Origin of the sequence: Pseudomonas sp. CAN1 (genome assembly GCF_030462585.1) — a bacterium.
Taxonomy (GTDB): Bacteria; Pseudomonadota; Gammaproteobacteria; order Pseudomonadales; family Pseudomonadaceae; genus Pseudomonas.
The window spans coordinates 217,196-237,746 of the sequence record NZ_JASMRU010000008.1; the positions used below are offsets into that span (position 1 = coordinate 217,196).

The 20,551-nt window shown below is 66.7% G+C and carries 14 protein-coding genes; 7 read left to right on the forward strand and 7 right to left on the reverse strand.

All coding sequences use genetic code 11. The features are described 5' to 3' along the window. Positions 1-328 precede the first annotated feature (328 nt). Positions 329-1,267: an alpha/beta fold hydrolase gene (locus QO207_RS14335; protein WP_301533042.1), complete on the reverse strand. Its 939-nt coding sequence runs from the start codon at positions 1,265-1,267 to the stop codon at positions 329-331. Positions 1,268-1,429: 162 nt separating this feature from the next. Here QO207_RS14335 and QO207_RS14340 point away from each other — a divergent pair, with 162 nt between their 5' ends. Then, a complete protein-coding gene (locus QO207_RS14340) occupies positions 1,430-2,302 on the forward strand; it encodes a hypothetical protein (RefSeq protein ID WP_301533043.1) in 873 nt (290 codons plus the stop codon). Between the two features lie 457 nt (positions 2,303-2,759). Here the strand turns inward: QO207_RS14340 and QO207_RS14345 are convergent, their stop codons facing one another. The 4 genes from QO207_RS14345 to QO207_RS14360 all read right to left on the reverse strand — a co-directional run bounded on the left by QO207_RS14345 (position 2,760) and on the right by QO207_RS14360 (position 11,011). Further along, entirely contained in the window at positions 2,760-5,483 is a 2,724-nt protein-coding gene (locus tag QO207_RS14345) for a LuxR C-terminal-related transcriptional regulator (protein ID WP_301533044.1), read from the reverse strand. A 235-nt stretch (positions 5,484-5,718) separates the two neighbouring features. Next, the gene (locus QO207_RS14350) at positions 5,719-7,086 is read right to left on the reverse strand and encodes a DUF1329 domain-containing protein (RefSeq protein WP_301533045.1); all 1,368 of its coding nucleotides are present in this window, start codon (positions 7,084-7,086) and stop codon (positions 5,719-5,721) included. Between the two features lie 154 nt (positions 7,087-7,240). Continuing rightward, positions 7,241-9,118: a DUF1302 domain-containing protein gene (locus QO207_RS14355; protein ID WP_301533046.1), complete on the reverse strand. Its 1,878-nt coding sequence runs from the start codon at positions 9,116-9,118 to the stop codon at positions 7,241-7,243. A 210-nt stretch (positions 9,119-9,328) separates the two neighbouring features. Beyond that, positions 9,329-11,011: a fatty acid--CoA ligase gene (locus QO207_RS14360; RefSeq protein ID WP_301533047.1), complete on the reverse strand. Its 1,683-nt coding sequence runs from the start codon at positions 11,009-11,011 to the stop codon at positions 9,329-9,331. Between the two features lie 199 nt (positions 11,012-11,210). Here QO207_RS14360 and QO207_RS14365 point away from each other — a divergent pair, with 199 nt between their 5' ends. From QO207_RS14365 to QO207_RS14380, 4 genes are all read left to right on the forward strand, one after another. Beyond that, positions 11,211-12,386, forward strand: a complete 1,176-nt coding sequence (locus QO207_RS14365) for an acetyl-CoA C-acyltransferase (RefSeq protein WP_301533048.1) — start codon at positions 11,211-11,213, stop codon at positions 12,384-12,386. Positions 12,387-12,563: 177 nt separating this feature from the next. Then, complete coding sequence (locus tag QO207_RS14370; protein WP_301533049.1) at positions 12,564-13,328, forward strand: gluconate 2-dehydrogenase subunit 3 family protein; 765 nt, start codon at positions 12,564-12,566, stop codon at positions 13,326-13,328. A 19-nt stretch (positions 13,329-13,347) separates the two neighbouring features. After that, positions 13,348-15,111 (forward strand): GMC family oxidoreductase, encoded by a 1,764-nt coding sequence (locus QO207_RS14375; protein ID WP_301533083.1) that lies wholly within the window; start codon positions 13,348-13,350, stop codon positions 15,109-15,111. A gap of 10 nt (positions 15,112-15,121) precedes the next feature. Continuing rightward, the gene (locus tag QO207_RS14380; protein WP_301533050.1) at positions 15,122-16,372 is read left to right on the forward strand and encodes a cytochrome c; all 1,251 of its coding nucleotides are present in this window, start codon (positions 15,122-15,124) and stop codon (positions 16,370-16,372) included. A 37-nt stretch (positions 16,373-16,409) separates the two neighbouring features. Here the strand turns inward: QO207_RS14380 and QO207_RS14385 are convergent, their stop codons facing one another. Together QO207_RS14385 and QO207_RS14390 are read right to left on the reverse strand one after the other, a co-directional pair. Continuing rightward, on the reverse strand, positions 16,410-17,039 hold the full coding sequence (locus QO207_RS14385; protein ID WP_301533051.1) for a LysE family translocator: 630 nt from the start codon (positions 17,037-17,039) through the stop codon (positions 16,410-16,412). A 73-nt stretch (positions 17,040-17,112) separates the two neighbouring features. After that, complete coding sequence (locus QO207_RS14390; RefSeq protein ID WP_301533052.1) at positions 17,113-18,396, reverse strand: DUF1266 domain-containing protein; 1,284 nt, start codon at positions 18,394-18,396, stop codon at positions 17,113-17,115. A 391-nt stretch (positions 18,397-18,787) separates the two neighbouring features. Between QO207_RS14390 and QO207_RS14395 the strand changes: the two genes are divergently transcribed. Together QO207_RS14395 and QO207_RS14400 are read left to right on the forward strand one after the other, a co-directional pair. Beyond that, positions 18,788-19,753 carry a 2-hydroxyacid dehydrogenase gene (locus tag QO207_RS14395; RefSeq protein WP_301533053.1) on the forward strand — a complete coding sequence of 322 codons (966 nt, stop codon included), beginning with the start codon at positions 18,788-18,790 and terminating at the stop codon, positions 19,751-19,753. After that, on the forward strand, positions 19,750-20,514 hold the full coding sequence (locus tag QO207_RS14400; RefSeq protein WP_301533054.1) for a DUF1835 domain-containing protein: 765 nt from the start codon (positions 19,750-19,752) through the stop codon (positions 20,512-20,514). The genes QO207_RS14395 and QO207_RS14400 overlap by 4 nt, the downstream gene beginning before the upstream one ends. Positions 20,515-20,551 lie beyond the last annotated feature (37 nt).

Genomic DNA, 20,551 nt, shown 5'->3' on the forward strand with positions numbered 1-20,551 from the left:
CCTGCGCTCGGATCAGCCCTCACCCTAACCCTCTCCCAAGGGGAGAGGGGACCGTCCGGTGCAGGATGAAACCACAGCGTCAGACGGCACGATCTGCCCCCTCTCCCTGAGGGAGAGGGCTGGGGTGAGGGGGAATGCCCAGCACGAAATTTCCGGGGAAAGACAGTTGCTCCTGCAAGCTAGCCCCGCGCAAGAGCGGATTCATCCGCGATAGGCATCGCCCAGATGGAGGACGTGCCGGCGGAAAACCAATCGCGGACGGAGTCCGCTCCTACCCCCCATGAAAAAGCCCGGCGCTTGGCCGGGCTTTTTGTGGCGCGATCAGCAATCAGCCATGCAGGAAGCGCAGCGCATCCGCCGCCGACTCCTCGGGGATTTCCTCCATCGGGATATGCCCCACGCCCGGATAGACCTTCACCTCGATACCCGGCACGTCGCGCTGCCACATCGGCACATGGCGCGGCGAGATCCAGCGGTCGCGTTCGCCCCACATCAGCATTGTCGGCACCTTCAGGGCAGCGACGCGGGTCGGGGTGGTCGGCAGTTCCTCGCGGTTGGCCTTCACCAGCACGCGGAAGATGTCGATCATCGCGCGGCGGTTGCCCGGCCGGCGGCTGATGTCATAGTAGCGGTCGATCACCCCCGGCTTGATCTTGCGCGCATCGCCGTAGACTTCCTTGATGCCCTGGGCCACCAGTGCACGCGGCATCCACATCGGCATCATGATGCCGGCGCCGGGCAGCACCGCGCTGGCGATCATCAGCGGGACCTTCTGCATGTAGTAGCCGGCCGGGTCGATGAGAATCAGCCGCTCGACGCGGTGGGCGTTGCCCAGCGCGTAGTTCCAGGCGATGTAGCCGCCCAGGGAGTTGCCGGCGATGGAGACGTTCTTCAGGTCCAGACGATCGAGGAACAGGCTGAACACCTTCACCAGGCGCTCGCCGTCGTAGTCGCGGTCCTCGCCGCCGCCGGTGAGCCCGAAGCCGGGCACGTCCAGGCGGATGATGCGGAAGTGCTGGGCCAGTTCGGCGACCCAGCCGTCCCAGGTGTGCAGCGACGCCATCACGCCGTGGACCAGCACCAGCACCGGTTTGTCGGCACTGCCTTCGTCACGGTAGTGGACGTCGAAACCGTCGACGCGGATGAACTTCGAACCGGACTCCGGTGATGCGTAGCGCGCCTTCAGCGCGGCCAGTGGCAGGGCGCCGAAACCGTAGCGGGCGAGGCCCTCGGCCAGCGGCGGTTGCACAGACAATGTGGCGGTCATGGACGAGTGACTCCCGTGCTTGTTGTTCTCGAATGCCGATCTCACCACAGCGCCCGCGCCACCGCGCCCAACCTAGGTAGTGTGATGGCGCGCCACGGATGACGCCGGCCGCGCACCTCGCTAACCTAGCCCGACCCGCCCTCGCGCAAGGAAAGCCCGTTCGTGCCGACCCTGACTCGCCGTTCGCTGTGGCCGCTGGCCGTGCTGTTGCTGCTCCTGTGCCGCCCTGCCCTGTCCGCCGACCTGTTCTACCTGGGCCAGAAGATTCCCGACATCCAGCGCCCCTGGACCAGCGCCGACTACCAGTTGCTGATCGAAGCGCTGAAGAAGATCGACGAAACCCAGGTCAACGGCCTGCCCCGGCGCAGCGGCGAATTCACCGGGCCGATCTACCAGCGCATGGTCAGCGAGGAAAACTTCCGCCCGCAGCTGAACATCTACGCGCCGCTGGAGCTGCGGCAGAACGAGGCGCGCGAGGTGCTGTTCAAGCTCAAGGAGCTGATGCGCCTGTACTTCAACTTCCGTGCCGCCAAGCAGCCCTATGGCGCCGAGGCGCTGGGCCTGATGAGCTACTCGCTGCGCGAACAGGCGATCCTGTTCAACCTGACGGTGGAGTTCTGGATGACCCTGGCGCAGAGCGAGCAGCGCAACCCGGTGCGCCTGCAGGGCATGCAGGAAGCCAAGGCCGCCGCCTCGATGCTCACCAGCAGCGCCCTGGACTACCTAGGTCTTACCTCCCAGTTCGACCGCCAGGACCTGGTGCTCTACAGCGCCGAGTTGGCCAAGCAGATGCCCGAACTGTTCATCCACCTGCCGCCGGAAGTGCGCGCGCAATTGCTCATGCGCGTCGACGAACTGGCGCAGAAGCATGCCTATGCGGAAGTGCGCGAGAACATGCGCGACCTGCTGCCGGTGCTGCAGGCGATCCAGACCGACGTGCAGAAGCAGCTGGCCGCTCCGACCAAGGGGCAACCTGCGCCGAAGGCGCTGGATCTGAGTGCGCCGCCGGATGCGGAGAAGAAGAAGGGGATGTGAGCCGCGAGGATTCCCGCTCCAGCACGAGCCGGTTTACGTAGGAGCGGACTCCGTCCGCGATCGCTTCCCGCCCACTGAGCAGCCCCAGGCCAATCGCGGACAGAGTCCGCTCCTACGCCAGCCGGTGACGACGGAAATCTGCGCCGCGCCGTAGGGCGCATAACCCGGAACGGGTTATCCGCCGGTTGCCTCGCGGCGGATAACGCTGGCGCGTTATGCGGCCTACGAACGGGTCGAACCGACACACGTAGGAGCGGACTCCGTCCGCGATCGCTTCCCACCCACTGAGCAGCCCCAGGCCAATCGCGGACAGAGTCCGCTCCTACGCCAGCCGGTGACGACGGAAATTTGCGCCAGACCGTAGGGCGCATAACCCGGAACGGGTTATCCGCCGGTTGCCTCACGGCGGATAACGCTGGCGCGTTATGCGCCCTACGAACGTCGGAGCGCGGTGCCCCTAGCGCAACAACCCCATCTCCTTCGCCCGCGCCACCGCCTGGGTGCGGCGTTCGACGCCGAGCTTGTCGTTGATGTGCCGCGCGTGGCTCTTCACGGTGTGCAGGGAGATGAACAGGCGCTCGCTGATTTCCTGGTTCGAGCAGCCCTGGGCGATCAGTTCCAGCACCGCCAGTTCGCGGCCACTCAGACAATCATTGAGCACCGCGCTGCGCTCCGCCGGAGCCGGCAGGCGTTCACGCAGGGCGTCGATAGCGGGTGAGGCAGCGCGCACCGCCAGTTGCTCACGCAACCAATCCGGGTGCTGCAGCAGCACTTCCTGCAAGGGGATCAGCAGGCCCACAGCCAAACCATTCAGGCACTCGCCCAGCTCGAAGGCAGCCTCGCGCAGTTGGCCATCCTGCAGCAGCGCCGCGACCAACTGGCCCTGGGCGAAGCGCGCCTGCAACTGCGCACCGCCCTGCAAGGCACCGCTGGCCACGGCGCGCAATCGCGCCTCGGCGTCGGCCAGACGACCTTCGCGGCGCTCCAGTTGCGCCTGGAGCATCTCCACGTTGCGCGGCAACTGCGGCGAGCATTCCGGTGGCGTCGCCGGCTCGTCGCCGGTATAGGTATCGCGCAGGCGCTCCAGCCAGGCGCTGGCCAGTTCGACCTGGCCCTGGCCGAGCCACAGTTCGCACTTGATCAGGGTGATGGCCGACAGGTAGTAGACCGGCGGCACATCCCACACGTGCATCATCCGCTCGACCTCGGCGAGGTGGGCGAAGGCGCGGGTGTAGTTGCCCAGCCGCCCTTCCAGGCTGGCCAGCACGCAGAAGCCGATGACCAGGCTGATGTCGCGGCAGGCACGGGCTTCCTCGATGCCGGCCTTGAGGCATTTGCGCGCCTCGTCCGGCTGCATCGCCAGGCTGCGCAGGTAGCCCTGGTAGAGCATCAGCCGGCCGCGCACCGCATAGCGGCGTTGGGAAGACAGGCCGGAGAGCCGCGCCAGCCCCTGGCGCACTTCTTCTTCGGCCCGCAGCACCTCGCCGCGCGCTTGCAGCACACGGGCGCGGTCGTAATGCACCATGGCCTCGAACAGCGGGTTGCCGAAGCGTTGCGCCAGTTCGAGGGCTTCGCGGTTGAGCCCGCGCGCGCGCCACAGGTCGTCGCGCACGATGGCCAGGTTGCTCAGGGTCGACAGACACAGCAGGCGCGGGCCGAAACGCTCGGGGCCGAGGCCGTGCAGGGATTCTTCGCAGTGCCGCTCGGCGGCAGCGATTTCGCCACGGCCGCGGGCGATCACCCCGGCCAGGGCCTGCCATTGCGCCAGCAGGTCCAATTGGGTCGCAGCATCGGCCGCCGGCAGGAAGCGCGACAGCTGCGCGGCCAACTCCTCGGCTGCATCCAGCTGGCAGGCCAGCGCCAGCGCCCAGCTGTACAGCACGATCAGCCGCGGCGTGCTGGCCAGCAGGCTGTCGGGCAGGTCCATCTTCCAGCGCAGCAGCGTGGCGACGTTCTGCTCGGCCAGCAGCTGCTCCTCGGAAAGGCTCTGCACCAGGCTCGCCGCGACTTCCGGGTGGCCGGCGCGCAGGGCCTGCTCCACCGCGTCATCGAACAGCCCCTGGGCGCTGAACCAGCGGCAGGCGCGCAGGTGCAGCGCCGCGCCGGAAGGCCCGGAGCCGGGCAGCGGGCGCGCCAGCAGCAGGTCGGAGAACAGGTGGTGATAACGGAACCACTGGCCGTGCTCGTCCAGCGGCACGAGGAACACCTGGTGCTGCTGCAGGTGGCGCAGGATCGCGGCGCTGTCATGGGCATCGCGCAGCGCGTCGCACAGCTCGGCGGAGAAGCGTTCGAAGCGCGCGGTCTGGGCCAGGAACACCTGGACCTCGGGCGACTGCTTGTCGATCACCTCTTCCAGCAGATAGTCGCGGATCAGCTCTTCGGCGCCGTGTACCGACAGGTCGGGGACGTTGGCCGCCAGTTCATCACCATGGGCCAGCAGCCACAGGCGCAGGCCGGCGATCCAGCCCTCGCTGCGTTCGACCAGGTTGTCCAGGGCATTGTCGTCCAGCTGCGCGCCATTGGCGGAGACCAGTTGTGCGGTTTCCTCGGCGGTCAGGCGCAGGTCCTGTTCGTTGAATTCCAGCAGTTGCCGCGACAGGCGCAGGCGCGCCAGGTGCCAGTCCGGCCGCTGGCGGCTGGTGACCAGCACCACCAGGCCGGGCGGCTGGTGATTGAGCAGGAACTGCAGGCAGCGATCGAGCACCGCGCCCTGGGCCAGGTGATAGTCGTCGAGCACCAGCAGCAGCGGGCGCTCGACCGACAGGCTGTCCACCAGCTCATCGAGCAGGTCGTCGAGCCAGGCTTCGAAGGCAAACGGCTGGTGGCGCTGGCGCATCTTCAGCAGGGCCAGGGCTTCTTCGCCGAGGGTGGGGAAATGCAGGCGCAGGCCATCGAGCAGGCGTTCAAGGAAACGCCCCGGATCGCTGTCCCGGGCACTGAGCCCCAGCCATAGGCTGCGCCACTGGTCTTCCAGGGTCTGACAGAATTCGATGGCGAGGGAGCTCTTGCCGAACCCCGCCGGGGCAGACACCAGTATCAGCCGACCGGCAAGCCCTCCCGCCATGCGCTCGCACAAGCGCGAACGGGCGACGTGCCCATGCGGCAGCGGCGGCCGGAAGAACCGGTTGCCCGCACTGGGAGGAACATCGGTCAGTCTTGGCAGAGTCGAGAAGTCGGTCATCGGCCTGGCTCTTGCTCTAGCTCTTATAGCGGTCAACGAAGGTCACACTGTGTGACGGAGCCTAGTCCCTTGCGGGCGGTAATTGAAGCCGATTTTGTTACCTTTGCTCACAAGATGACTGGAAAGCATCCGACATTCCCGCCTCCATTCATCTGACAGATGATTCGCCATAAAAAAAGACCGGCCCGAAGGCCGGTCTTTTCTCACCGCGGAACCACCCGTGGGGATCGGGGGATCAGCGCACGCCTTCCTGGCGAAGCGCTGCCGGGGTGAAGTCGCTTTCCGAAGCGCTGTAGTTGAAGTCGTAGGCGGATTTCTCCTCGTTCTTCAGACCCAGCACCAGGTAACGACCGGACAGCAGGTCATACAGGGTTTCCGCGGTGTACCACGGTACCTGATAGTTGTAGTAGTACTGGTTGAACGCCTCGGCCACGCGCCACAGGGTGCCACGACCGTCGTAGTGGTCGATGGCCACGGCCTGCCAGGTGTCCTCGTCGATGTAGAAGTCACGCTTGGCGTAGATGTGGCGCTCGCCCGGCTTCAGGGTCGCTACCACGTGCCAGACGCGGTGCAGCTCGTAGCGGGACAGGTCCTGGTTCAGGTGACCGGGCTTGATGATGTCCGAATACTTCAGCTTCGGATCGTCCATCTTGTAGTTGTTGTACGGGATGTACAGTTCCTGCTTGCCCACCAGTTTCCAGTCGTAGCGATCCGGCGCGCCGTTGTACATGTCCAGGTTGTCGGAGGTACGCAGGCCGTCGGCGGCGGTACCCGGGCCGTCGTAGGACACCTGCGGGGCGCGACGAACGCGACGCTGACCGGCGTTGTAGAGCCAGGCCAGACGCGGTTCCTTCACCTGGTCGAGGGTCTCGTGCACCAGCAGCACGTTACCGGCCAGACGTGCCGGAGCGGTGACACGCTGCTTGAAGTAGAACAGCACGTTGCTCGGCTTGCTGGCGTCGTAGTCCTTCAGGTCGGTGCGGAAGACGAATTCGTCCTGGAAGTACACCAGCGAGTAGGAACCGTTGACCTGCGGAGTGGCCTGGGTCACCAGGCGACGCACGTGGCCGCCGCGGTATCGGGTGATGTGGTTCCAGATGACTTCCAGGCCATCCTTCGGAATCGGGAAGGGGTTGGCTACCTGGAAGTTCTCCAGGCCGTTGCCGCCCTGCAGCAGCTTGGTGGTGGTGGCGTTCTTCTTGGTCGCCTCCAGCACATTGGCCGGCACGGTGGCGGTCCGGTGCGACGGGTACACCGGCATCTTGTAGGTGTCGGGGTAGCGCTTGAACATGGCCTGCTGGCCGGGGGTCAGCTTGTCCTTGTACTGGTCCATGTTCTGCGCGGTGATGGTGAACAGCGGCTTCTCGCTGGCGAACGGGTCGCTGAGGAAGCCCTTGCTGTCGGCGGTGCCGGCGTTCTTGGGCAGGCCACCGGTCCAGGCCGGGATGCTGCCATCGGCGTTGCCGGCCTTTTCCGCGCCCATCGGGGTCAGGGTGGTGCCGAGCTTGGCCGCTTCATCGGCAGAGACAGCCGCCATCACCTGCGAGGCGATGAGGCTCAGCGCCAGGGCGCCGGTGTGCAGCAGGATCTTTGTTGTTCTCATTCGTTTGTCGTCCTCGTTGAGTCTTTGCCCACCGCGATCAGCGCCCTTGCAGGAGCGGCTCGCGGGTCTTGTCTGCTGCCCCGCGCAGCCGGGTCACCCGGCCGTGCGGATGGCCCGCCGCGAGGGCGGGCCGCTTGCCGGTTGAACCGCCGGCTTAGAAGGTCACCCCGAAGCTCAAGCTGACGAAATCGCGGTCTTCGACGGTGGAGTACTTGCCGTCGAAGAAGTTGGTGTAGGCGAGGCTGGCGGTGTAGGTGTTCAGGTAGTCGGCGTCGACACCCAGGCTGACGGCCTTGCGGCCTTCCTCGAAGTTGCCGCCGGGGCCGGGGGAGTAGCCGTCGACGTCGTGCTGCCAGGCCACGTTGGGCTTGAGGTTCACACCGGCGAAGACGTCGTTGTAGTCCCAGATCGCGCGGACGCGGTAGCCCCAGGAGTCGGCGGTGGTGAAGCCGTCCTTCTCGCAGTTGCGGCTGAGGTTGTTCTTCGGACCGGCGCCCAGGGTCGAGCCGTTGAGCAACTGGCAGGTGTCCAGGCCGGCGAAGGACGGCAGCGGGCCGGGGCCAAACACCGGGTCACGACCGTAACGGGCATCGTTCTGGCTTTCCAGGCCGCCCACGTGGGTCCAGCCGACTTCGCCCACCAGGGTCAGACGCTCGGCGCCCATGACCTGGTCGAAGAAGTGGGTGAAGGTGGTCTGCAGCTGGGTGATTTCCTTGCGGGTATAGCCGTGCAGGTCGGTATCCGGCGCGCCGGTGAGTACCGAGGCGTTGCCGTAGACGCCACCCAGCGGCACCACGCCGGCGAACAGGATGTCGGTGGTGTTCAGCTGCACCGGAGCGTTCGGCCGGTAGCTGATTTCGCCCTGCCAGGCAGTACCGGTGGGCAGCGTGGTGGAGAAGCTCAGGCCGTAGAGGCGGATGTCTTCGGGGTACTCGACGAAATACGAGGAGTTACCGGCGATGAGCAGCGGCTGGAAGGCCTGCAGAGGGCCGCCGACCAGGCTGTTGGCCAGGTTGTAGGTGGCCTGGGAAGCACCGCGGCCGCTGAAGATCGGCAGACGGCTGTGGTAGTTCATGTAGTAGCCGCCGAACTCGGTGTTCAGGCTGTCGGCGAAGTACTTGAGGGACAGGCCGTACTGGCCGCTGTCGCGAGCGTCACGGTCCGGGCCACGGCGCACCAGGGCGCCTTCGTTGTCGATCTGCACGCCGAACTGACTGGCCAGGGCAACAGTGCTCGCCGGCAGGTTGCGGGCGCTGGTCAGTACGCGGAGGTTGTCGTTACAGCCGTCGGCAATCACGTCCGGCTGGGAGAAGAAGGTACCGCAGTTGTCGACCGTGGTCTGGTCCCACTCCAGCTGGTAGAAGCCTTCGGCGGAGAGGTTCTCGGTGAGGTTCTGCGACAGGTAGAACATGTTCACCGGGMCCAGGGCTTCCTTGATCTCGGAACCCGGGCGGCGGAAGGCGGTGACGTCGAACGGGTTGATCACGCTGATGCCGTTCTGGATGAAGGTGCTCTCGCCCCAGTTCACCACCTGCTTGCCCAGGCGCACGGTGCCCGGCAGCTCGCCGATGTTGTAGTTGTGGTAGATGAAGGCATCGAGCAGTTGCGCGCCGGAAGCCTTGGCGCCTTCCTTGCGGCCGTCGTCGCTGAGCGGCTTGAAGAGCGTGTTCTCGTCCTTCTGCTCGAAGTCGTACCAGTACTTGCCGCGCAGGAACACGCCGGTGTCCTGGTATTTCAACTCGAGGTCGTGGATGCCCTTGAAGATCTTCGAGTAGGTCTTGCCGGCCTTGTAGTTCAGGTGGCCATCGTCGGAGGTCTGCGACAGACCGGTGCCACCGTTGTTCACGYCGATCAGGTTGTTGCTCGGGTTCTGCGTCGACCAGCTGGCCCCCACGGACAGCGTCGAGTCGAACGAACCTTCGATTTCCCCGATGTTGAAGCTGACGGCCGAAGCAGGAGCCGCCAGTGAAGAAGCCAGACTGACTGCCAGCGGCAACCGCGCCAGACGCCAGATATGTTGCATGGTTTTCATCGACGCTACTCCATGTGTGTTTTTTGTTATGAGTAGTGGCGAATATATCCAGCGTCTTACACCGCTTGATCGCTCGAAAGTGTGATTTCTCCTACAAAGGCCCTGACTAGACGCTTGCGCAGGCCCCCAGCCTGCGCCATCACTGGGCTGCGCCGCGCCAAGCGCTTGCTTGGCGCGACCACCCGCCAACCGTGACTTGCCGGTCGTCGGTCACACCGTGGAGAGGAAAGCGCTGCCGGCCTCCTGCCATTGAGCGATGTCTACCCGGATACGCTTCTTGTCGAGCTTGCCGACGCTGGTCTTGGGAACTTCAGTAACAATGGCGATCTGCGAGGGAATCGCCCACTTGTTGATGTTGCCCTGCTCGACGAAAGGCTTGAGGTGCTCCTTCAGCGCCTTGGCGTCCAGCGCCAGCCCTTCGCGCAGCACCAGCAGCGCAAACGGGCGCTCGCCCCACTGCGGATCGGGCACGCCGACCACGGCCACTTCGCGCACCGCCGGGTGGCGGCTGATGAGGTCTTCCAGCTCCAGCGAAGACAGCCATTCGCCGCCGGTCTTGATCACGTCCTTGATGCGGTCGCGGATGTCGATGAAGCCCATGCCGTCCAGGGTCGCCACGTCGCCGGTGTGCATCCAGCCGCCGGCCCAGAGCTCCTCGCCCTTCTCCGGTTCTCGGTAGTAGCCCTGAGTCAGCCAGGGAGAGCGCAGCACCAGTTCGCCCTGGGACTCGCCGTCGGCCGGCAACAGCTCGCCGTGCTCGTCCATGATCGCCGCCTCGACCATCGGCACCGGCACGCCAGCCTTGATCCGGTAGGTGGTGCGCTCGTCCTCGCTGCCGGCGCACAGCTCCTGGTTGAGGTAGCCGCAGGAGATCAGCGGGCAGGTCTCGGACATGCCGTAGGCGGCGGTCAGCTGAATACCGCGCGCCTTGGCCGCGTCATACAGCGCACGGTTCAGCGCGCTGCCGCCGATGATGATCTTCAGGCCGCCGAAGTCGTGGTCCTTGGCGCCGGCGGCGTTGAGCATCATCTGCAGGATGGTCGGCACGCAGTGGGAGAAGGTCACCTTCTCCTCGCGGATCAGCTTGCACAGCAGCTCCGGCTCGTAGCGGCCCGGATACACCTGCTTGACCCCCAGCATGGTCGCCACATACGGCACGCCCCAGGCGTGGACGTGGAACATAGGAGTGATCGGCATGTAGACGTCGTCGGTGCCCATCAGGCGGATGCTGTCCAGGCTGCCGATGGTCGCCGCCATGGCCAGGGTGTGCAGCACCAGCTGGCGGTGGGTGAAGTACACACCCTTGGGGTTACCGGTGGTGCCGGTGGTGTAGAAGGTGGTGGCCACCGAGTTCTCGTCGAAGTCGGGGAAGGCATAGCGCGGGCTGGCGGCGGCCAGCAGGGTCTCGTATTCGCCGATGCAGTGGGGCAGCGCGCAGGTCTTGTCGGCGCCGTCGGTGATCAGCAGGGTCTTTTCCACCGTGGTCAGTTGCCCGGCGATGCCCTGGTAGAGGCCGGCGAACTCGCTGTTGACCAGCACGAAGCGGTCATCGGCGTGGTTCATGGTGTAGAGGATCTGGTCCGGCGAGAGGCGGATGTTGATGGTGTGCAGCACCGCGCCGATCATCGGGATGGCGAACATGCACTCCAGGTAACGGTGGCTGTCCCAGTCCATCACCGCCACGGTGTCACCGGCCTTCACGCCGGCCTCGGTGAGCACGTTGGCCAGCCGCGCGACGCGCTCGTTGAAGGTGGCGTAGCTGTAACGCACGGTGTCGCGGTAGACGATTTCCCGGCCTTTCTCGTAACGGCTGCCCGACAGCAGCAGGCTCTTGATCAACAGCGGGTACTGGTAGGCGTTCTGTGCAGCGGGGATGACGCGGGTTTTCAGCATGGCGTACGCACTCTCAAGGCTGGATCTCATCAGGATGAGACCGACTCTAGAGCCGTCGGTGTGTCCATTCATCAGTCAAAAGAGTGATTTGCCGATGACTCTTTGGCGACATCCGGTCACGCGGTAGAATCCTGACGCCCGGTCGTTCACGGCCGGTACCCCGATAGCGCATCACAACAAGAGCGAAGAGGTTAGATTCATGTCCGAGATCGTCATCGTCAGCGGCGCCCGTACTCCCATGGGCGGCTTCCAGGGCAGCCTGTCCGGCGTTTCCGCCGTCGACCTGGGCGCCATCGCCATCCGCGAAGCGGTTTCCCGTGCCGGCATCCAGCCCGAGGACGTGCAGGAAGTGATCATGGGCAACGTGCTGCCCGCCGGCCTGAAACAAGGCCCGGCCCGCCAGGCGGCGCTGAACGCCGGCCTGCCCGCCGCCACCGGCTGCACCACCATCAACAAGCTCTGCGGCTCGGGCATGAAGGCGGTGATGCTGGCCCACGACCTGCTCAAGGCCGGCAGCAACAGCGTGATGGTCGCCGGCGGCATGGAAAGCATGTCCAACGCCCCCTACGTCATCGAGAAGGCCCGCACCGGCCTGCGCATGGGCCACGGCGAGATCAAGGACCACATGTTCCTCGACGGCCTGGAAGATGCCCGCACCGGCCGCCTGATGGGTTCCTTCGCCCAGGAAACCGCCGACAAGTACAACGTTACCCGCGAGGAGATGGACGCCTACGCCATCGAGTCGCTGCAGCGCGCCCAGGCCGCCATCAAGGACGGCTCGCTGGATTCGGAGATCGTCCCGGTCACCGTCACTACCCGAAAGGGTGAGACCGTGGTGAAGGACGACGAGCAGCCGCTGACCGCCAACCTGGACAAGATCCCCGGCCTGCGCCCGGCCTTCCGCAAGGACGGCACCATCACCGCGGCCAACGCCAGCTCCATCTCCGACGGCGCCTCGGCGCTGGTCCTGATGACCGCTGAAGAAGCCGCGCGCCGTGGCCTCAAGCCGCTGGCGAAGATCGTCGCCCACGCCACCCAGAGCCAGGACCCGGCCGAGTTCACCCTGGCCCCGATCGGCGCCATGACCAACCTGTTCAAGAAGGCTGGCTGGAACAAGGACGACGTCGATCTGTTCGAGATCAACGAAGCCTTCGCCATGGTCACCATGCTCGCCATGCGCGAACACGGCCTGGACCACGCCAAGGTCAACGTCTACGGCGGCGCCTGCGCCCAGGGCCACCCGGTCGGCTCCACCGGCTCGCGGATCATCGTCACCCTGATCAACGCCCTGCAGAAGAAGGGCGGCAAGCGCGGCGTCGCCTCGCTGTGCATCGGCGGCGGCGAAGCCACCGCGGTAGCCATCGAACTGGTCTGATCCTCGATCCGGCATGGAAAGGGGCGCCTCGGCGCCCCTTTTTCGTTCCAGCCCCGGCGTCCGGCGAGTTTTCCGAAAGCCCGGAAAATTCCCGCCTGATCATCCGAACACGGGGGCAAGCATCCCGCTCCTCGCTCTCTAGCATGGGGCATCCTCTTCGTTTGAGGGTGTTTTCCCATGTCCCGCGACCTTTGCGATGACGAGCCCGCTCGCCGCCGCTTCCTGAAGCATTCCCTGACCCTGATTCCCGCCGTGACCCTGCTGGGCGGCGCCAGCCTCGTCAGCGCCGGCGAAGTTGCCGCCAGCGCCGCCAGTGCAGGCGCGCCGGGTGCTGCAGACGGTGCCAAAGCGGCCGGCGGCAGCTACGTGCCGCTGTTCTTCAACGATCTGGAATGGCTGTTCCTGCTGGCCGCCTGCGACCGCCTGATCCCCACTGACGACAACGGCCCCGGCGCAGTCGCCGAAGGCGTGCCGGAGTTCATCGACCGACAGATGGAAACCCTCTACGGCCATGGCGGCATCTGGTACCTCAAGGGGCCAGCCCTGCCGGCGCCCCCCGAGATGGGCTTCCAGAGCGTGCTGGCACCGCGTGACATCTATCGCGCCGGTATTGGCGCGCTGAACGCCCACTGCCAACAGCAATTCGCCGGCAAGCACTTCCACGAACTCGATCCGGCGCGGCAGGAAGACCTGTTCAACCGCCTGGAAAAGGGCGACCTGGCCCTGAGCGAGGACTGCCCCGGCCCGATGTTCTTCCAGCAGCTGCTGCAGAACACCCGCGAAGGCTGGCTGAGCGACCCGCTCCACGGCGGCAATCGGACCATGGCGTCCTGGAAGCTGATCGGCTTCCCCGGCGCCCGCGCCGACTTCACCGACTGGGCCTCGCGCCCCAACACCCCTTACCCGCAAGGCCCGGTGAATATCGCCGGGAGCAGGAGCTGACCGCATGAGCGCACTCAAGATGGCCCCCGTTGACGCCGTCGTCATCGGCCTGGGCTGGACCGGCTCGATCATGGCCCGGGAGCTTTGCGCCGCCGGCCTCAACGTGGTCGCGCTGGAGCGTGGGGAAATGCGCGACACCGCGCCGGACTTCGCCTACCCGCGGATGGCCGACGAGCTGACCTACGGCATTCGCTACAAGCTGTTCCAGAACCTCGCCAAGGAAAGCCTGACCATCCGCCATACACCGGCCGACCAGGCCGTACCCTACCGCCGCCTCGGCGCCTTCCTGCCCGGCGATGGTGTCGGCGGCGCCGGCGTGCACTGGAACGGCCAGCACTGGCGCATGCAGCCCTATGACCTGCAATTGCGCAGCAACACCGTCGAGCGCCACGGCGCCAAGGCCATCCCCGAAGGCATGACGATCCAGGACTGGGGCGTCACCTACGAGGAGCTGGAACCCTGGTTCGATCACTTCGAGAAGGTCTGCGGCACCGCCGGCCAGGCCGGCAACCTGCGCGGCCGGCTGGTCGAGGGTGGCAACCCGTTCGAGGCACCGCGGCAAAACCCCTACCCCACCGCGGCGATGCAGACGCTCTACCCCGGCCAGTTGCTGACCCAGGCCAGCAATGAGCTGGGACTGCACGCCTTCCCCTGTCCTGCCGCCAACTGCACCGAGGCCTACACCAACCCCTACGGCGTGCAGATGGGCCCGTGCAACTACTGCGGCTACTGCGAGCGCTTCGGCTGCTTCAACTATTCCAAGGCCTCGCCGCAATCGACTCTGCTGCCGGTGCTGCTGCCGTTGCCCAACTTCCAGCTGCGCACCCGCTCCAAGGTCATCCGCATCAACACCGACTCCAGCGGACGCAAGGCCACCGGGGTGACCTACATCGACGCCCAGGGCCGCGAAGTCGAGCAACCGGCCGACCTGGTCATCCTCAGCGCCTTCCAGCTGCACAACGTGCGCCTGCTGTTGCTGTCGAAGATCGGTCGACCCTACGACCCGCTCAGCGGCGAAGGCACGGTGGGGCGCAACTACGCCTACCAGATGAACTCCGGCGTCAGCCTGTTCTTCGACCAGGACCGCCACTTCAACCCCTTCGTCGGCGCGGGCGCCTCCGGCACCTGCCTGGACGACTTCAACAACGAGCACTTCTTCAGCCAGGCCAACGGCTTCGTCGGCGGCGCCTATATGTCCGCGGCCAACAGCGGTGGCCGGCCGATCCAGCAGATGCCCCTGCCGCCGGGCACGCCGGCCTGGGGCAGCGGCTGGAAACAGGCCATCCGCGAGCATTACGGGCACAGCATGAACCTGCACGCCGAAGGCTCGAACATGGCCTACCGCGACTGCTACCTGGACCTGGACCCCAGCTACACCGACGAGCATGGCCTGCCGATGCTGCGCATGACCTTCGACTGGAAGCAGAACGACATTCTCCAGGCGCAATTCATGGTCCAGCGCATGGAGGAAATCAGCCGCGTGCTCAACCCCAGGGCCAGCTACTCCAGCGCGCCGAAACCCGGTGCGCGCTTCGACTGGCGCAACTACCAGAGCACCCACACCACCGGTGGCGCGGTGATGGGCGAAAACCCCAGGCAGAGCGTGGTGAACAAGTACCTGCAGAGCTGGGACGTGCCGAACCTGTTCGTCCTCGGCGCCAGCGCCTTCCCGCAGAACATGGCCTACAACCCCACCGGCATCGTCGGCGCGCTGGCCTACTGGTCGGCCAATGCCATCCGCCAGCAGTACCTGAAGAACCCCGGCCCGCTGGTTGCCGCCTGAGGAGAACGCCATGAAATCCGCACTGTTTTCACTGGCCCTCCTGCTGGCCGTAGGCTCGGTACAGGCCGACACCGCCAACGAACTGGACGCCGCCATCGAACGCGGCCGCTACCTTGCCCAGCTGGGCGACTGCGCGGCCTGCCATACCGCCGATCCGAAGCGTCCCTTCGCCGGCGGCCTCGCGCTGCAATCGCCGATGGGCGCGATCTACGCCACCAACATCACTCCCGATACCCGCAACGGCATCGGCGGCTATAGCCAGGAGCAATTCGCCGACGCCCTGCGCAAAGGCGTCGCCGCCGATGGCCGCCACCTCTATCCGGCAATGCCCTATCCGTCGTTCGCGCGGCTCACCGACCAGGACGTCGGCGACCTCTACGCCTACTTCCGGCATGGTGTGCTGGCCGATCCCACCGACAACCGCGCGACAGACATCCCCTGGCCGCTGAACATGCGCTGGCCCCTGGGCGTGTGGAACGCCCTGTTCACCGAGGCCGCGCCCTACCAGCCGGTGGCCAGCCAGACTGCGCAGTGGAACCGCGGCGCCTACCTGGTGCAGGGCCTGGGCCACTGCGGCACCTGCCACACCCCGCGCGGCCTCGCCTTCCAGGAAAAGGCCCTGGACCAGACCACTCCAGGCTACCTGTCCGGCGCCAAGCTGGCCGGCTGGTACGCCGCCGACCTCACGGGCGCCTCCGGCAACGGTCTGCGCGGCTGGTCGCAAGCCGACCTGGTGGAGTTCCTCAAGACCGGGCGCAATGCCCACGCGGCGGCCTTCGGCCCGATGGGGGAAGCGGTAGAGCACAGCACCCAGCACTTCAGCGAGCCCGATCTGAAAGCCGTGGCGGTCTACCTGCAATCGTTGTCGGCTGGTCATGCAGCACAGGCCGTGGGCAGCGACTACACCAGCGAGCGCCTGGCCGATGGCAAGCCGGAAGGTCGTGGCGAGGAGCTCTACCTGGACAACTGCGCCGCCTGCCACCGCAGCGACGGCCAGGGTTACAGGAGCACCTTCCCGCGCCTGGCGGGCAACTCGGCGGTGACCGGCGAAGGCGCCGACTCGCTGATCCGTATCATCCTCAACGGCTCCAGCATGCCGATCACCCAAGGCGCGCCCACCGGCCTGAGCATGCCGGCCTTCGGCTGGCGCCTGAGCGACACCCAGGTGGCGCAGCTCGCCAGCTTCCTGCGTTCGGCCTGGGGCTATCAGGCAGCGCCGGTCACGCCGGCGGAGGTGGCGAATATTCGCGCCCTGCAATGAAATCCGCGGGCGCCTCGCGGCGCCCTGCTTCATCGCCTCAGCGCAGCTCGGTGAAGGCCAGCTTGATGCCCAGGCCGATCAGCACCACGCCCATCGCCCGGTCGAACCAGTGGCCCATGCGCGCGAAGCCGGCGCGCACCCGTTGCTGGCTGAACAGCAGCGCCACCAGGCAGAACCAGGCTGCCGTCGCGCAGGCCAGGTACACGCCATAACCGGCCTGCACCAGCAGCGGCGTATGCGGGTTGATCACCACGGTGAACAGCGAGAGGAAGAACAGCGTGGCCTTGGGGTTCAGACCATTGGTCACGAAGCCGGCAACGTAGGCGCCACGGGCGCTGCGCTGCACCGGCTCGGTGACGGCTTCAGCTGCCGCCGGGCCTGCCGGGCGCGCCCGCAGCGCCTTGAAACCGATGTACAGCAGGTAGGCCGCCGCCAGCCATTTCAGCGCGTTGAACAGCACGATGGACTGCGACACGATCAGGCCGATGCCCAGCAGCGAATAGGTGACGTGGAGGAAGATCGCACTGCCCACGCCCAGCGCCGTCCAGGTGCCGGCACGGCGGCCGTGGGTCACGCTCTCGCGCACCACCACGGCGAAGTCCGGGCCCGGGCTGGCCACCGCCAGCAGGTGAATGAACGCCACCGTGAGAAATTCTGCCCAGTACATCGCGCCTCCGAACCACTGCCGAGAAAGCCTCCCGTTCTATACGAAGCGGCGGGCCGTCGACAAGCAGTCGCCTTCAACGGGAAGCCGCAGCCGCCACCGCGTGCAGCACCGGCAGCTTGCCCAGCGGGCAGGCCTGSCAGGGTGAAAGGTGCTCGGCGAACGGGCTGATGCCATCCAGCAGCGCCATGCCACTGCGCAGCAGTTGCCGGCCGGCATCGCGATCCTGATTGGCCAGCGCATGACCGATGACCATCGACACCAGGTACTGCTCCCAGTCGGCAAAGGCCGCGCGGGCTTGTCGCGCCATGTGGCGCAGGGCATTCCACAGGCTTGCCTCGTCCAGCAGGCCGGCGGCGAAGGCCAGGCGCGCGCCGAAGGCGGCCCGCTCCAGGTCGTAGGCCAGCGCGGTGCGGCAGCCATCCACCAACTCGGGATCATGCCCCGCCTTGAGCAGCGCCCGGCGCGCCTGCTCGAAGCGCTCCTGGCCGCCCTCGCCAGCGGCTATTTCCAGGCGGCCGGCGCTGCGCTGCAACTGTTCATCGAAGCGCGCGCGGCTGCCGGTCTGCAGCAACCAGTGCAAGCGCTCCTGCACCTGCGCCTGGCCCTCGGCGCGCCAGTGCCGGGCCAGCCACAGGCGATGCAGCTCAGGCTCATCCGGGGCAATCGCCAGGCGGTCGGAACGGCTGCCGGCGCTGAGCGCGATCAGCGAGCCGAAGGCCAGCAGGGACTGGCGCGGCTGGCAGGCGGGCAGTGGAACCTCGTGCTCGGTCTGCAGCACCACGTCATCCACCCGGATTCCCGCCAGCGGGTTGACCCGCCATTGGCCCGCGTCCTCCATCAGCTCCTTGTAGGCACGGATGGCCAGCGGGCCTTGTTGACCGTCGCGCTGCAGGATGGCCCGTACCAGCACATAGGAAGCGGCGTAGGCCTGCCAGTCGGCGAAGTGGCGCACGGCGGCTTCTGCGACCCAGGCCAGGCACAGCCAGGTCTCGGCCTCGCTGAGATAACCGCAGGCGTGGCAACGCCGCGCCAGCCAGGCGACGCATTCGTAGTCGTGGGCAGCCATGGAAAGGTCCTTCGGCAGGGCCTGGCCGGCCTTGCTCCAGGCCTGCTTTGCGCGCTGCCAGCGCAGGCGTTGCTCGCCGTCGAAGGCGCTCGGTTCGTTGCGTTGCAGGCGGCGGAAGTCCTCGTCCAGCGGCAGGCTATGCGCTTCCAGCAGCATGCCGTGCAGCGTGTCGCGCGCCGATTCGGCATCGCGAATGCCCCAGCATTCGGCCAGGTCGGCCTGCAGGCGCTCGGCCATTTCGCCACGCTCGCGTACCAGGGCTGCTCCCGCCGGCCCTTCGCAGGCCGCCATCAGGGCGCCAAAGCAGAGCAGCGGTTCGGGGCCGCTGGAGCGCGCCGGCTTGCGTCGCCGCGTACGGGGAAAGGATGCAGCGGATTCGGCACGGGACCAGACCCGAGCACTCCAGACGCCAGCGGTCGTGATGCCAAAGACAGTCAGACCGGAAATCAGCCAACCCATCATCGCGAGTCACCTCGAGGTTTCGATGGGCGCAATCTACGAAGCCCTGCCCTTGCCGCAGATGAGGAGAAACTGAAACGTCTGTCAGACTTTTCACTCAAACGTCTAACCTCAGTGCAGTTGCTTCCGCCCCTCGTCTCGCGGGCAGCCTGGGTTGTTAGCGGGCAGGGTTGCGCCGAGAATCCCCTTCACTTTCGTTCTGCCGATCAAGGTGTCATCGCTCATGAATGCTCCTCGCGCCGTCTTCCTCGACCACGCCTCCCTCGATCTCGGTGACCTCGACCTCGCGCCGCTGCGCGCGCAGTTCGGCGAGCTGGTGCTGCACGGCCGCAGCGATCCCCAGGAAGTGGCCGAGCGGCTGCAAGGCGCGCAGGTGGCGATCAGCAACAAGGTGCGCATCGGCGCCGAAGCCATCGAGCAATGCCCGGACCTCAAGCTGATCCTGGTGGCCGCCACTGGCACCAACAATGTCGACCTCGACGCCGCGCGCCGTCACGGCGTGACCGTGAGCAACTGCCAGGGCTACGGCACCCCCTCGGTTGCCCAGCACACCCTGATGCTGCTGCTCGCCCTGGCCACCCGCCTGCCGGATTACCAGGCGGCAATCCGCGAGGGCCGCTGGCAGACGGCGCCGCAGTTCTGCCTGCTGGACTTCCCCATCGTCGAACTGGAAGGCAAGACCCTCGGCCTGCTCGGCCACGGTGAACTGGGCGGCGCAGTGGCGAAACTGGCCGAAGCCTTCGGCATGCGCGTGCTGCTTGGCGCCCTGCCCGGCCGCCCGGCGCGCGCCGACCGCTTGGCGCTGGACGAACTGCTGCCGCAAGTCGACGCCCTGACCCTGCACTGCCCGCTGACCGACGCCACGCGCAACCTGATCGGCCAGCGTGAGCTGGACCTGATGAAGCCCGGCGCCTACCTGATCAACACCGCCCGTGGCGGGCTGGTGGACGAACAGGCGCTGGCCGACACCCTGCGCCGCGGCCACCTGGGCGGCGCGGCATTCGACGTGCTCAGCGTCGAGCCGCCGAAAGACGGCAACCCGCTGCTGGCCGGCGACATCCCGCGCTTCATCCTCACCCCGCACAGCGCCTGGGGCAGCCGCGAGGCACGGCAGCGCATCGTCGGCCAGTTGAGCGAGAACGCCAGCGCCTTCTTCGCCGGTGAACCGCGCCGGGTGGTGGCGCCATGAGCCTGCATCTGGTTTGTGGCGACGGTGCCGCCGATGCCCTGCGCCGGGCCGTAGAAGCCGGCGTGCTGGTGGAGAAAAAGATCCGTGTGATGCCGGACGACCTGGCCGTCGGCCCGCTCGGCGACGTCGATACGCCGCCCTGCGAGCAGCGCGCCGCGTTCTGGCATGGTCTCGGTGGTGAAGTCCTGCGCTATCGGGAAATCGCCATCGAGATGGCCACCGAGGTGAACTGGCTGCACAACCCGGATGCCAGCGCCATCAGCGTCTGGCACGGCGACAGCGCCAGCGAGCAACTGCTGCTGCGCCGCCTCTGCGCCCTGCTGCCGGCAAGCATTCCCCTGCGCAGCATCGGCGCCGGCAGCGGCCAGTGCCGCTGCGACGACCGCCATGCCATCGCCATGCTCAAACCCGAGGAGCTGGCCAGCGCCCTGGCCGCCAGCCATGAACTGGACGCCGCCGAGCGCCAGCGCCTGGGTGAGGAGTGGCGCGCCGCCCTGGCCGCCAACGCGCCGCTGCGCCTGTGGCTGGACGGCCAGCTGAGCAGTGCCGGCTACGAGCACATCGACCGCATCCTGCTGGACAGCGCCAGCGACTCCTGGCGCCCGGTGCAATCGGTGATCGGCCCGACCATGGCCTATGTCGACGGCCTGTTCGTCAGCGACCTGCTGGCTGCCTGGCGCCTGCGCGAACAGGTCGCAGCGGGCGCGCTGGAACTGCGTGGCGACGACTTCTGGAAGAACGCAGAGGTGCGGCTCGCCTAGGCTCGGCCCTTGCAGCCCTGCTAAACTCGCGCCCTTT